The sequence below is a fragment of the Chryseobacterium sp. BIGb0232 genome, assembly GCF_024810195.1.
GTDB lineage: Bacteria > Bacteroidota > Bacteroidia > Flavobacteriales > Weeksellaceae > Chryseobacterium > Chryseobacterium pennae.
Genome location: NZ_JANUEH010000001.1, coordinates 1272212 through 1286016 on the forward strand (window position 1 = coordinate 1272212; position 13805 = coordinate 1286016).

The window sequence follows — 13805 nt, forward strand, 5'->3', positions numbered from 1 at the left end:
TTTACATATATAAACTATTGAAAAATAAAAAAGCCTTAAACAATTGTTAAGGCTTTTTTTTTATAATTCTAGAATTCAGCGCTTTTCGGGGTTCTAGGGAAAGGAATTACATCTCTGATGTTTGTCATTCCTGTTACAAAAAGAACTAGTCTTTCTAATCCTAAACCGAAACCTGCATGCGGTACAGAACCGAATTTTCTAGTGTCTAAATACCACCAAAGTTCGTGTTCATCTACATGCATATCTGCCATTTTCTGTTTTAAAACGTCTAATCTTGCTTCTCTTTCAGATCCACCGATGATTTCACCGATACCTGGGAAGAGAACATCCATTGCAGCAACCGTTTTGTTGTCTTCATTCAGCTTCATATAGAAAGCTTTGATTTCTTTCGGATAATCAAACAATACAACCGGGCATTCAAAATGTTTTTCAACCAAAAATCTTTCATGCTCAGACTGAAGATCTGTCCCCCAGCTTTCAACAGGATAAGCAAATTTTCCTTTTTTGTTCTCCTTTGAGTTCATTAAAATCTCGATAGCCTCTGTATAGCTCACACGCTTAAAACGTTTAGCAATTACATTTTCAAGTTTCTCGATAAGTCCTTCTTTTGCTCTTTCTTTTTCCGGTTTTGTCTTTTGTTCTTCAGCAAAACGGTTGTCTAAGAACTCCAGATCATCTTTACAGTGATCCAATACATACTGGATTACATATTTTAAGAAATCTTCTGCAAGATCAATGTTATCTTCAAGGTTGTTGAAAGCAACTTCCGGTTCAATCATCCAGAATTCTGCAAGGTGTCTTGTTGTGTTTGAATTCTCTGCACGGAAAGTAGGTCCGAAAGTATAGATTCTTCCTAATCCCATAGCTGCAGTTTCTCCTTCAAGCTGTCCGGAAACCGTAAGGTTGGTTTTCTTACCAAAGAAATCCTGTGCAAAATCAATTTCCCCCTCTTCAGTTCTTGGCATATTGTTCAGGTCAAAATTCGTTACTCCGAACATCTCTCCTGCACCTTCTGCATCAGCTCCAGTAATTACCGGTGTATTGATATAGAAGAACTGGTTTTGGTTGAAGAATGAGTGAACTGCAAAACTTACTGCATGACGTACTCTGAAAACAGCTCCAAATAAGTTGGTTCTGAATCTCAAATGTGCCTGCTCACGAAGTTTCTCCAGACTATGTTTTTTAGGCTGAAGGATCGTGCTCTGAAGTTCTTCTGTGAAGTTATCTCCTAAAACAATAATCTTTTTAGCAACAATTTCTACAGACTGTCCTGCTCCCTGACTTTCTACTACTTCACCAACTACTTTAAGAGAAGAAGCTGTGCTAATATTTTTGATGATCTCTTCATCAAAATTTTCGAAATCAACAACTATCTGCAAATTATTAATCGTAGAACCATCATTAAGAGCTATAAAGCGATTTGCACGGAATGATCTTACCCATCCGTAAACTGTAATGTCATGATGTAATACTTTCTTGTAATCCTTTAGGATTTCTTTGATCGTTTGCTTTTTCATTTGTTGATAATAAATTTTCGTATAAAAATTAATGGACGCAAAGTTACAAAAAAACGGCGCAACTTGATGATTGCGCTGTCTTTAAAAATTATTTATCAATTATTTAATGCTTCAGTTGAAGAAAATGGTCTTTTTTCTTTGCTTTCCCTTCCTGATTTTCAGGGCATGGTAGAAGCTTGGAACATCATATTGCCATTGGGGAAGAAACAGAATGATCAGGATAACATCTATATGCGAAATCAACCCTAAGATCACAGCTAAATCAAAGGTCCAGCCTGCTTTCTGAAAACCTATCAGATAGGTAAAAGCCAATAAAAGACTCAAGCCCCACATTTTAGCTAAAAAAGCATGGGTGCAGGTTTCTTTTCCAAACTTCCAGATACTTATGATATAACATAATGCTTCCATGATGAAGATCAGCAGAATGCTTTTCCATTCATTAATAATCAGATCCGGATTCAGAAAATAAGAAGCAAATCCTAATGAAAGCCAGAAAACAAGATCGGTCTGGCTATCCATCCTTCGCAGTTTTTCTGAGGAAATACCAGCTTTACGGGCAATAATCCCATCAAAAATATCGGTAAACAATCCAAAATACATTAGAATCAGAATATATTGACGTGCTGATTCTCCTACAAAATATCCCAGATACAGAATCACCAATGCTGTAATAAAACGGGACAAGATCAATAAATAAGGTATATTTTTCATGATTATTATTTTCAATTAATTCTCCTGTATTTTTCTGCATAATTGATTGTATACCCTGCCCAGAAAAAGAATAAAAAAGCGCCACTGTTATCATAATAATCCTGAATCAAGAGATTATGATCTTTTGTTACCCCTATTCTTGACTGAAAATTCTGACAGCCTCCAAACAGATAAGGAATTTCATCACATTGAGAAGTGAAATTATTTAATAAAAGCAATCCTTTCTTAAGCCGCGCTTTATAGGTAAAAGTATATATAAGACTATCCTCTTTTAAAAGCATAAATCGTATTTCAAACGTTTTATCTTTAGCTAGCGGCATTGATTTTATAATAAGCTTATTAACATTTTTCCCCCCTCCCTCTTTCACATTCAGCATTTCTCCAACGTTTCCTGTTGCATCAGATTTTACATTGCTATTTCTGATATGCTCATATCCTTTATATTCATACTGACCATCAATCATCTGAACATTTTCTTTCTTTAGCTCCGAAAGATCATCCTGAATCATTTTTCTGTTGAAACTCACACATGAGCTCAAGCTCAATACTACAACTGTAAAAACAGATATTAAAACAAGATTTCTCATGGTTATTTGTTTGTTTTTTGTTTCTTAAAATTCCAGTTGATAAAAGGTAATTTCCGCTTTCCATTTTCGTTCCATGCTCCGATCTGGATGCCACGGAAGTCTTTACAACTGTTATAGAGTCCGATCTGAAGACCTCTGCATTTTTGTCCAACATTCGCAAACGGCGCTACAGAAACCCCTTTTATTTCATGATGCAGATTATACAGCGGTGAAATAGCCAGTCCATTCGTTACGGCATATGTATTTATATTACTCGAAACATTAATTTCCAATCCATTCGTAACCGTTGGTTCCATATTAACCAATGATAACTGAACCCCATTAATCTTATTCATTTTATTTTCAGGAACTATTTCATAGCCATCGTTCAGGCTTCCTTTACTCAAAGCGTCAGGCAAATTAAAAAACAATAAAAAGGGAAAAAAAACTCCTATGACATTCCCCCCAACTCCCAATCCATTTACTTTTCTAGGAGTAAAATCCCCATCTTCTTCAAAATATTTAAATAGAACACCATTAATATTTCTAGTATTCTTTGAAGGTGAAAATCCAAAAACTCTGGGTTTTAAAGAATCCACTTTTATGGTATCTGATGCATAGAAAAGACTACTGAATAAAAGGATCGGTATTAAAAAAAATTGTGCTTTCATAGCTCATGATTTTAAAATTATGTTTCAAAATTATCAGCAGAAAACGCGAATCTCAATGTGAAAAAAAATTAAAAAAAACAGGGAATTTGTGAAAATCGCAAAACAAACATCCTTTTAAAAGCTCAACAGTGTAAAAGCATACAGGGAAACCCCCATTAAAAAACAGGGAAATCCCTAATCAATTTATAGGGTTTTTCTCTTTTGTCTTCCCTTGGGTATTGTGATATTTGATATAGCTATTAATAGATGTCCCAAATATCATTTTTTAATTCAAACAATTGTCAATTAAATTTTGCGAGCACAATCAGATAGAATTAGTAAAAAGGCATTTTGCCAATTTTAATTTCATATTAAAAAATAAATATTATGTCAGAATTATTACGAATTTTTACAACAAGAGCTGTTGAGATGCTAAGTCCTAATGACACTCAATCCTTTGGCATCCAGTCTCATCCCGAAAACTATCAGTCAGACAGATTTAAAAACTGGCAGATGTTATGCAGGGAAAATAATGTAAGCACACTCAATATGGAAATGAAACAGTTTTTACAAAGCAAAGATTCCATAAAAAAAGCAGATGATCTCGGTAAAGAATGGAAGAAGGCAATTGAAGGCCTTAGTTCGGTACGAAATACACCTGATAAAAGCAAGATCTACAGCATTATTAAGGAGGCTGGGTTAGACACGGTTTTTGCAAAAGATAAAAAAGATAAAAGTCTCTATTTTACACAAAGAACAGCAATTTCCGATACAATTTTGTGCTTGTCGCAGCTTAAAAATTTAAGCCATCCTTCCAATATGGATTATCTTTCAGTTTTTACCCTGATGACCTTTGTAGAAAGATGCTATGATTTTAACATGAAACTGCCGGATTATAATATTTTGAAGTATTTTGACAAACGGGTTTTACTTCCTTCCTGTTTTTTAAAACTTGATCCCTGCAATACCGAAATACGCTCTGCCGAGTTTCCTTTTTTGAATGTGAAGGACTCTCTCACCGAAACCAAGATTCCGGGCTGCATCAATGAAAAATGCACATGTAAAGTAAATGATGACTGCGTACCACAAAGTAAATGTTGTGCCAAACCCAGAATTGACATTATTGATTTGATGATTGTTAAAGACTACACAAAATCTTATCAGGCAGGAGATTTATCTTATATAAAAAATGTGTTGGAAGGAGAAGAGCTAACCACTAAACACAGACGCCTGGAAAGAACGGAAGAACTTGTGGAAACCGAAGAAGAAATAAGACAGTTTGAAGAAAAATATCTGCAAACCGAAGATAAAGCCTCTTTACAGAAAGAGACCGAAAATATCATAAAACAAGATTCGGCTTTTGAGGCAGGTGTTACTGCCAATGCAGACTGGGGAACCTATAAACTACAGGCAGATTCCAAGTACAGTAATAACCAAGCCAAATCATTAACGAATAAAGAGATTGTAAACTCTTCCAAAGAGGTTATTGACCGTGCTACCAAACAGGTTGAAGAAAAAGTAAGAAAACTGATTTCCACTAAAAGACTTTTCGAGACAGAGGAAATCAATGAGCACTCTTTCAATAATTTCAGCGGAGGCAATATTTCGGGACAGTATCTCTATGTAAATAAATTATCAAGAGCACAGGTTTATAACTATGGAAGAAAGGCCGTGATTGATCTGATTTTACCTGAACCTGCTTCTTTATACAAAAGGCTTTTTGAAACTAAATTCCAGGGAACAATACCTGTAAAGCCTGTCGCTCCTGATATTAAGCAGGAAATGATTACCCCGGAAAATTACAAATCCCTGATTTCCAAATACGGACTTAAAGATGTACCTGCTCCTCCGGATTTTTTCATAGAAACTACAGTCCCTCTGGAAGGCGAACCGGGTGATCCGAAAGGCAAAAATAATAAATCCGGGTCATGGACCTCAGCATTTCCCTGCAACATTCCTTCCGGTTATGCAGGAATCAGCATGCGTGTGGTTAATATTCGCCTGAATTATAATGAAGGCGGTGGGGTTTCTATTAACGCGAGCTTAGGACCTAACGGCGACAGCATGTGGCATCAGGACGGAGGACTGAATAATCTCGGAAATACGGCACCATTACCGTCCATAGAAGGTACGCAAATGGTAAATGTGCATGCCTGGGACGTCACAAATTTTAAATGGGATCTGATCGTAAGATGCAAATTAAAAGACGATGTCAAGGAACAATGGCAAACGGCAGTTTTCTCCAAAATTACCGAAGTTTATAATAAAGCAATGGAAAAGTACAATAAAGAATTTGCTGACTATCAAAAAGCCAAAGAAGAATTTGAACTGAAAGAAGAAGAACTGAAAAAAGAGCGCTACAACAAAAACCCATTTATTAACAGAGAAACGGAAAAGGCTGAATTGAAAAGAATGGTCATCAGTTATATTTCATGCCAGTTTTTTGACAGGTTTGATGCCATGAAAAACAGAGTTGAGCCATGTGGATATCCCGAAATGAATATTAAGGAAGCAGAACAGCAAGGGAGATTTATCCAGTTTTTTGAACAAGCTTTTAATTGGAACCTGATTACTTATATTTTCTACCCTTACTTTTGGGGAAAGAAATGCAGCTGGTCCGAAAAACTGAAAGAAGAATCCAATGATTTGATCTTTAAAAAGTTTTTAGAAGCTGGAAGCTGTAGGGTTATGGTTCCTATAAGAGACGGATATTTCGATTATGTTTCTCATTTTATAGCTTACGGGGAAATCTGGGGTGGTACAGGTATTCTTCCATTGCCTAATGATCCACATTATGTTTCCATTGCCCAGGAAATAAAAGAACAGAAAGAAAACTTTTATTCAGACAGAGAGGGAGTGCTGAGTGTAACTAATGCCTCAAATATTGTAGTGCTGAGCAATACTGATCATTATTGGGATTATTACGGTCCGGGAGTAAGTGCATTAAGAATCAATGTCGATATTGACAGAGAGATAGTAATAGACTGCAAAGTGTACAGAATCGTAAGCATTACAGAAGATACATCTGTATCTGTACATACTTCCTGGTTGATCACACTCGAACGAAACTACGAAGGATCTACAGCATCTGGCCTTAAGTGGTCTACGGGAGCTGTTTTCATAGGTGCTCCCTGGGAATTTATTACGCCAACCACTTTAACTTTCTTACGGGATAAGTCTAAGTGCTTGCCAAGTTATCCATTAAAAAATTGTTCAGAATAAACAGATTATGGGCTACAATACATTCGCAAATCCAAAAGGAGGGTATTCAGGAGCTGCTACCAATGCAGCTCCCACGTACCAGACCACTCCCAAACCACTTTCTATGGTTCCTCCACCAAAAGGGAAGCCAGGAGAATTTACGGAAAAAAACGTGTATGAAGGAGTGGGCAAATTTCACGGGAATCATTTCAGGGGATACTTCAGCTATATTTCCAATCCTTCCCGGGATCAGATTATAAAGATGAATAAGCATTTGTTGGAAAATTTTTGCCCGATATTTTCGGTATCAAATGTTGCAAAAGCAACCACAGGAAAATATAAATTTAACTCAAAAGAAACCATTGCATTTCAAATGGGGGGAACTATTAAGGTATTCCCTAATCTTCCCCAATTGGATTTTTTAACAGCAGTAATCCATACAGACTGGGTGGCCATAGAAAAAGCATCAGATTCCCTGAGTCTTTTCGCTACTACTTTAAAACGGGAATGGATTGAAAAACAGGAATCTGATTTGTTTTCAAATTTAACCAAAATAGTATCTTCTCTGGGTATAATAGATAAGGCAAAGGCCTTTGAGATCGTGAACAATATCATTGATGTTAACCAACGCCATTTTTTAGCAGGAAGAAGGTCATGGGCCATCGGGTTTGACCACTCGGTAAACTTGTGGTATATTGAAACTGCGGCATTTGAAAGAAGCTCGGCGTGCGAGTTTAATTTGCTGGATAAATACGGAAATCTCAGACAAATGATCATAGATCTGTGGGTTAACCAAATCAACAACTATTTCAATGTTTTAAAAAATACAACAGGCATAATGGCGAAAATAGCGGGTATTCCAGCAAAAGTAAATGGTAAACCGGTTAACGAATATGCCGATTACCATTACAGCAAAAATGTTTTGTATAAAATTACTGAAGAAAAAACAGCTACGGCATTATTAAATACTCCATGGTACTCAAAGTGCCTGGGCAGGCATCCGGGATTAACCAAAGGTTTATGAAAGTTTAGTTTATTTGAAATTATCTACACATTCCCCTCAATAGTAGGTATAAGAAAATAAAAAAATATTACATTTGTGAAAATCACAAGGCCATGCATCAGGAAGCTTTACTAAAAGAAATCCGGAGAAAAATTGGTGATAAATCTTTGAATGATGAGATTGCCAATATTCTTAATATAAGCTATGATGCAGCCCATAGAAGGACTTCACTAAAGGCAAAATTCAGCTTTGAGGAAGCGATTGAGCTTGCCAGATATTATCAAATATCATTGGATCAGTTTCTGGGTACAGAAAATCAATTGGTCATTCAAAGAACACAACCTGTAAAAACAACTGATGATCTTTTGAATTACTTTGAAAACTCTCTTAAAATTCTAAACGTTTTTCAGGATATTACCAACTCCAAAGTCTATTATTCAGCTAAGGATATTCCGTTTTTCTATACCATTTCGGATTCTGTTTTGTCCCGTTTTAAGTTTTATGTATGGATGAATTTACTGAATCAGGATAAGTTTTTAAGTCCTTTTCACGAGTTTAATATGGAATATCATTCTGTAAAAAATGAAATGCTGAAAGACCTTTATGGCAAACAAAATGTAACTGAAATATGGAATGACACTACGATTATGAGCGCTTTGAGGCAAATTTCGTTTTATTATGAAATGGGATTGTTGAAAAAAAATGATGCTGACCTGATCCTTGATGATTTAAGAAGATTACTTGAAGGATTGGAAAATAAAACTTTGGAAAAAACTAATTTCCAGATATATGTCAATGATTTAGTAATTTTGAATAATAGTATTTTATTTAAAAATGAGCAGCAATGTTCCTTTTTTGTTCCTTTCAGTATGTTTGGATATATGATGACCAATGATAAAATAACCTGTGAAGATTCACTGAGCTATTTTGAGCATCAGATTAAAAACTCAAAATCTTTGAATGAATCTGGAAACAGAGAAAGGAAAATGTTCTTTAATAAAATGTATGAACAAATTGACCGGTTAAAACACAATCTATCATGAACAGTCTTTGTAACGGCGAATATTTTGGGGAAACCAATCAAATGATCAATTTAGAAGGATTAATTATCACTGATACGGAATATACCCATCCTTACGTAGACTGGCATTATCATGAAAATGCTTACTTTACTTTTCTCCTTCAGGGCAGTATGACAGAGGGAAACAAAAAAGAAACATACGGATGCTCAGCTGGAACATTATTGTATCATCACTGGGAAGATCCACACTATAATATTAAACCGGATATTTTTACCAGAGGCTTCCACATCGAAATCACTCAAAATTGGTTGGAACGGTTTGACATTCAGAAAAACAAAGTTGAAGGAAGTTTCAATATAAAAAATCCTGCCTTCAAATTATTGGTACATCAGATCTTTAAAGAAACAAAAACCAATACTACATATTTTGAACTGGCTGTCAATCAGTTACTGCTGCATCTTTTCAGTCAATTAACCCATGAGAGGGAAATCAAAGACAGAAAACCATTGTGGGTAGGTCAGATTAATGAGATCTTACATGAAAACGTTGCGGAAACCCTAAATCTGACTGAGCTTTCTAAAACGTTGAACATCCATCCTGTTCATTTAAGCAGAGATTTTCATAAATATTTCCATTGTAATCTGGGAGAATACCTCCGGAAACTAAAGATTGAAAAATCGATAAAACTTCTCAATTCGTCATCTTCTTTGACGGATATTGCTCTAAACTGCGGTTTTGCAGATCAAAGTCATTTCATCCGGTGTTTCAAAGAAAATATAGGGATCACACCATTGAAATACAGGAATCTCCTGAAAACCCGCTGAAATCTTTTCAAATAAAATTACCATTCACGATTTGGATACATCATTCTCCGATTCGGCTACATTTTCATTTGGGTAAGTTTTCATCTTTGTACCATCATTTAAACAAAAAATTATTTAAAAATGGAAACAAAAAAAGTATGGTTCGTGACAGGGGCTTCAAAAGGCTTAGGATTCGAATTGGTAAAAAAATTATTATCCGAAGGGTTTCAGGTTACTGCTACTAGCCGTACCGTTGAATCTCTCATTTCAACCATTGGAGAAGCTTCAGAAAGTTTCCTTCCACTCGGTGTCAACATCACAGATAACAATGATATAAAATCCGCAATTGCTAAAACTGTGGAATATTTCGGTAGAATTGATGTAGTTGTCAACAATGCCGGCTACGGACAAATAGGAACGCTGGAGGAACTTACCGATGAAGAAACAAGAGAAAATTATGCTGTGAATGTTTTCGGAACCTTAAATGTGGTAAGAAATGCCATGCCCTATCTCCGTGAGCAAAGATCAGGAAACATCTTCAATATTTCTTCTGTTGGTGGATATTCTGCTAATTTTCCAGGATGGGGAATTTACTGCTCAACAAAATTTGCTGTTGCGGGATTTACAGAGGCTCTGGCTGAAGAAGTAAAAGATTTTGGAATTCATGCTACAGTTGTTTATCCTGGTTATTTCCGTACAGATTTTTTAACGAAAGACTCTGTGAAAACTCCGGCTAATCCTATTCAGGCTTATGAAGCTGCAAGGCTTTCCGAGCAGGCTCATCTTAATGAAATTAATGGAAACCAGCCCAATGATCCCGGAAAAGCAGCTGATGTGCTCATCCAGATCAGTAAAGAGAAAAATCCCCCTGTTCATTTATTATTGGGTGTAGGAACGATGGAATTTCTCAATAACAAAATTGATATCTTAAAGAAAGATGCTGAAAAATGGGAAAAACTGACTGTTTCAACAGCAATTTAGTAACATCAGGATATCTATCAACTCCGTTCGTTCTGAGCGGGGTTGATATCTTTCTGAAACAATACGTTATACTTTTACAAAAACAATTAAATTAGCTATGATGAAACAACCTGTCCGTTTTAATTCAATTACAGATTTTCATGCTTTCTGTAGTCTCCCCAGTCCTGAGCATCCTCTGATCAGTCTGATAGATTACAGTAAAGTACATTATATTGTGGAAGATGAAGAATTGAAATGGATTCAGAATTTTTATTCAATTGGGTTGAAGAAAAATGTTAATCCTAAATTCAATTATGGGCAGCAACAATATGATTTTGATTCGGGAGTGTTGTGTTTTGTTTCGCCACAGCAGTGTTTAAGCCTGGAAATAAGAAAGGATATTCAGGTAGAACCTACCGGATTTTTATTGCTCATTCACCCTGATTTTCTTTGGAATACATCATTAACAAAAAAAATAAAATCTTACGATTTCTTCAGCTACAAGGTGAAAGAAGCCCTTTTTCTTTCAGATAAAGAAGAGAAGATCATTATTGAAATTCTTAAAAATATTGAACGTGAATATCAGTCAAACATTGATAAATTCACCCAGGAACTTCTTATTGCACAGATTGAATTATTACTGATTTATTCTGACCGTTTTTATGAGCGTCAGTTTTTTACCCGAAAAAAATCAAGCCATGAATTGCTCCATAAATTTGAAGAAATTCTCTCTGGATATTTTGAAAGCGGAAACCTTATAGAAAATGGAATTCCCTCTGTAAAATGTATAGCTGAGCAGATGAATATTTCACCCAATTACCTGGGAACCTTACTTCGTCTTCATACGCAGCAAAATACACAGCAGCACATTCAGAATAAATTAATTGATTCTGCAAAAGAACGTTTAAGCACCACAAGTTTATCCGTGAGTGAAATTGCTTATGAACTCGGTTTTGAGCATCCACAGTCTTTCAGTAAGCTGTTTAAACAAAAAACAAATCAGTCACCGGGAGAATTTAGAAAGCTGTTCAATTAGAATACATGATGATAAAATAGCAATGTTAATTTCATTCTATTTTACTGTAAAGAAGTTTATTATTTTTGTTCAAATACTTCTTGCTATGAGACCAGCTCTATTATTGATCTTTATTTTCACCTTCTATCTTTACCAGGGACAAAATAAAAATATAATCAATCCTGAAAAAATTGAGAATTCAATTCAGAAAAAATATTCCGGAAAAATTGTATTCCTGAACAAAGCTGTTGCGCTTGAAAACCTCAAAGATTCTGATATTATTTCTTCTTCAACATTTCAGGAAAATGGTGACCTTGGGATTCATGCTTTTTTTGACAATTCACTGATCAACTATCTTCATCAGCTTGAACCCAATTGGACCGTAGAAGAACTTCTTAAAAAAGGAAATTTTCAATTTTCATTCTATGTTGATGGAAAACTGATCTATAAAGAAGATCTCAATACAGGAGCAGGAACTTCAGAAAATAAAAAAGTGAAGACCACATTAAGAATTCCTCTACTCAGCAGCAAGAATGAAGATTCGTGGGGCAGATATTTATGGATGCGCTTTTATAGGGGACACGATGGAATTGATGCACTGACAGACGGAAATCACGCTTTAAAAATTGAAATTCGTCCTTATCTGAATACAGGAAATATAATTACAGGACCTGTTATTGCAGAAGGGCAAATCAATCTTAATGTTCCTCAAAAAAATATTTCAGAGCAACAGACAGCTGTTCAACTTATTCAACCTAACCACGAATGGAAAATCTCCAAGGAAAAATTGAATACTGAAACGATCAGAAATCTGAATAAAAAAATTGCAGAAGAAAGATTCAAAAATATCACCAGCATCATTGTTATTAAAAACGGAAAGCTTCTTCTGGAAGAATATTTTAACGGATCCGGAAGAGACTCTTTGCAGGATACACGTTCAGTTGGAAAAACATTTGCTTCTGCATTGATGGGAATCGCCATCCAAGAAGGTTTTATTAAAAACGAATATCAAAATCTGAAAGAGTTTTATGATTTAAAATCATTTGAAAATTACTCACCCCGAAAAGACAGTGTTACCATCAAAAGCCTGCTAACGATGAGCTCCGGTTTTGAGGGGAATGATCAGGACTCTGAATCTCCAGGAAACGAAGAAAATATGTACCCTACCGATAATTGGGTAAAATTTACCCTGAACTTACCTATGACTGAAAATAAAATCGGGAAAAACTGGAATTATTTTACCGCTGGAGTTGTAGTAACAGGTGATATTTTAGATAAGTCGCTTCCCAAAGGACTGAAAGAGTATGCTGATCAAAAATTATTTCAGCCTCTTGGAATCAAAAACTACAAATGGCAGTTTACTCCTCAGCAAAAGCCTTCTTTAGCAGGCGGCTTACGGATGAAAGCCTTAGATTTTGCAACATTCGGGCAGTTATATAAAAATAAGGGGATCTGGAACGGGAAAACAATCTTAAATACGAATTGGATAAAGAAATCTTTTACGAACTACTTTACAAACGACAAAGATTTTGAAGGCTATGGATATTTGTTTTGGAGGAAAATTTATAAAATGGGAAACAAAAATCTGGAAGCTTATCAATGCAGTGGAAATGGCGGAAACAAGATTATTATATTTGTAGACATCCCAGTCGTAATGGTCATTACAGCCACAGCATACAATAAGCCTTACGCTCATTCACAAGTTGATAAGATCGTAGAAGAATACCTTTTACCAGCAATGGGTAATGAATAATTTCAGATAATAATGGTAGGAAAATGAGAGGGAATAATTGTTTGCAACAACAAAATATTATTCATCTTTCTTAGAAGGAACCAGAAAAACATCAATAAGACCTTCAGGAAGTTCCATTTTGATTGTTCTTTCGTCTCTGTCAACTTCAAGAATCCAGTCTTTGATCATAGGAATTACCACTTCTTTTCCATCCAGATTGGTAACGAAATACACCTGAGCCGTCTGATCATTTACAGATCTGATCACCCCACAGTTGTTATCATTTTCATCAAAAATTTCAAATCCGATGATTTCGTGGTAATAGAATTGCTTTCCTGAAAGTTTAGGTAATGAAGCCAGAGGAAGGTAAACACTTTTGCCTAAAACCTGGTCTACCATTGCTTCAGAAGAGTTTTTGAATGCAAGATTCAGAGCATCTAATTTGCTCCATGATGATTTTTCAATAAAAAATGGAACCAATAATCCGTTGATTTCAACGAATATTGATTCCAATTTATTGTAAAGCTCAGGCTGATCGGTATCCAATTTAAGAATAACGTTGCCCGCAAGTCCATGTCTGCGTGTTATTTTCCCCAACAAATAGCAATCTTCTTTACGCATAACC

Annotated in this window: 12 protein-coding genes; 7 read left to right on the top strand and 5 right to left on the bottom strand. The window is 35.4% G+C overall.

Annotation, left to right across the window (positions count from 1 at the left end):
• Nucleotides 1-68: 68 nt before the first annotated feature.
• The 4 genes from asnS to M2372_RS05510 all read right to left on the bottom strand — a co-directional run bounded on the left by asnS (nucleotide 69) and on the right by M2372_RS05510 (nucleotide 3465).
• Nucleotides 69-1517, bottom strand: coding sequence for an asparagine--tRNA ligase (gene asnS, locus M2372_RS05495; protein WP_115970145.1), 1449 nt, complete (start codon nucleotides 1515-1517; stop codon nucleotides 69-71).
• A gap of 111 nt (nucleotides 1518-1628) precedes the next feature.
• The gene (locus M2372_RS05500; RefSeq protein WP_123318043.1) at nucleotides 1629-2228 is read right to left on the bottom strand and encodes a CDP-alcohol phosphatidyltransferase family protein; all 600 of its coding nucleotides are present in this window, start codon (nucleotides 2226-2228) and stop codon (nucleotides 1629-1631) included.
• 11 nt (nucleotides 2229-2239) lie between these two features.
• The gene (locus M2372_RS05505) at nucleotides 2240-2815 is read right to left on the bottom strand and encodes a hypothetical protein (protein WP_228455617.1); all 576 of its coding nucleotides are present in this window, start codon (nucleotides 2813-2815) and stop codon (nucleotides 2240-2242) included.
• A gap of 2 nt (nucleotides 2816-2817) precedes the next feature.
• Nucleotides 2818-3465, bottom strand: a complete 648-nt coding sequence (locus M2372_RS05510; protein ID WP_123318042.1) for an LA_2272 family surface repeat-containing protein — start codon at nucleotides 3463-3465, stop codon at nucleotides 2818-2820.
• 366 nt (nucleotides 3466-3831) lie between these two features.
• On the opposite strand from M2372_RS05510, the gene M2372_RS05515 reads away from it, so the two are divergent.
• The 7 genes from M2372_RS05515 to M2372_RS05545 all read left to right on the top strand — a co-directional run bounded on the left by M2372_RS05515 (nucleotide 3832) and on the right by M2372_RS05545 (nucleotide 13201).
• Nucleotides 3832-6666: a hypothetical protein gene (locus M2372_RS05515; protein ID WP_123318041.1), complete on the top strand. Its 2835-nt coding sequence runs from the start codon at nucleotides 3832-3834 to the stop codon at nucleotides 6664-6666.
• Between the two features lie 7 nt (nucleotides 6667-6673).
• Nucleotides 6674-7669: a hypothetical protein gene (locus M2372_RS05520; protein WP_123318040.1), complete on the top strand. Its 996-nt coding sequence runs from the start codon at nucleotides 6674-6676 to the stop codon at nucleotides 7667-7669.
• Between the two features lie 92 nt (nucleotides 7670-7761).
• Nucleotides 7762-8691: an XRE family transcriptional regulator gene (locus M2372_RS05525; protein WP_123318039.1), complete on the top strand. Its 930-nt coding sequence runs from the start codon at nucleotides 7762-7764 to the stop codon at nucleotides 8689-8691.
• A complete protein-coding gene (locus M2372_RS05530; protein ID WP_123318038.1) occupies nucleotides 8688-9494 on the top strand; it encodes an AraC family transcriptional regulator in 807 nt (268 codons plus the stop codon). Before M2372_RS05525 ends, M2372_RS05530 begins: the two co-directional genes overlap by 4 nt.
• Nucleotides 9495-9614: 120 nt before the next feature.
• Nucleotides 9615-10454, top strand: coding sequence for an SDR family NAD(P)-dependent oxidoreductase (locus tag M2372_RS05535; RefSeq protein WP_123318037.1), 840 nt, complete (start codon nucleotides 9615-9617; stop codon nucleotides 10452-10454).
• A 100-nt stretch (nucleotides 10455-10554) separates the two neighbouring features.
• Complete coding sequence (locus M2372_RS05540) at nucleotides 10555-11469, top strand: AraC family transcriptional regulator (protein ID WP_123319057.1); 915 nt, start codon at nucleotides 10555-10557, stop codon at nucleotides 11467-11469.
• 85 nt (nucleotides 11470-11554) lie between these two features.
• Complete coding sequence (locus M2372_RS05545) at nucleotides 11555-13201, top strand: serine hydrolase (protein WP_123318036.1); 1647 nt, start codon at nucleotides 11555-11557, stop codon at nucleotides 13199-13201.
• A gap of 57 nt (nucleotides 13202-13258) precedes the next feature.
• On the opposite strand, the gene rimM is transcribed toward M2372_RS05545, so the two are convergent.
• The gene (gene rimM / locus M2372_RS05550) at nucleotides 13259-13801 is read right to left on the bottom strand and encodes a ribosome maturation factor RimM (protein WP_115970133.1); all 543 of its coding nucleotides are present in this window, start codon (nucleotides 13799-13801) and stop codon (nucleotides 13259-13261) included.
• Between the last annotated feature and the right edge of the window lie 4 nt (nucleotides 13802-13805).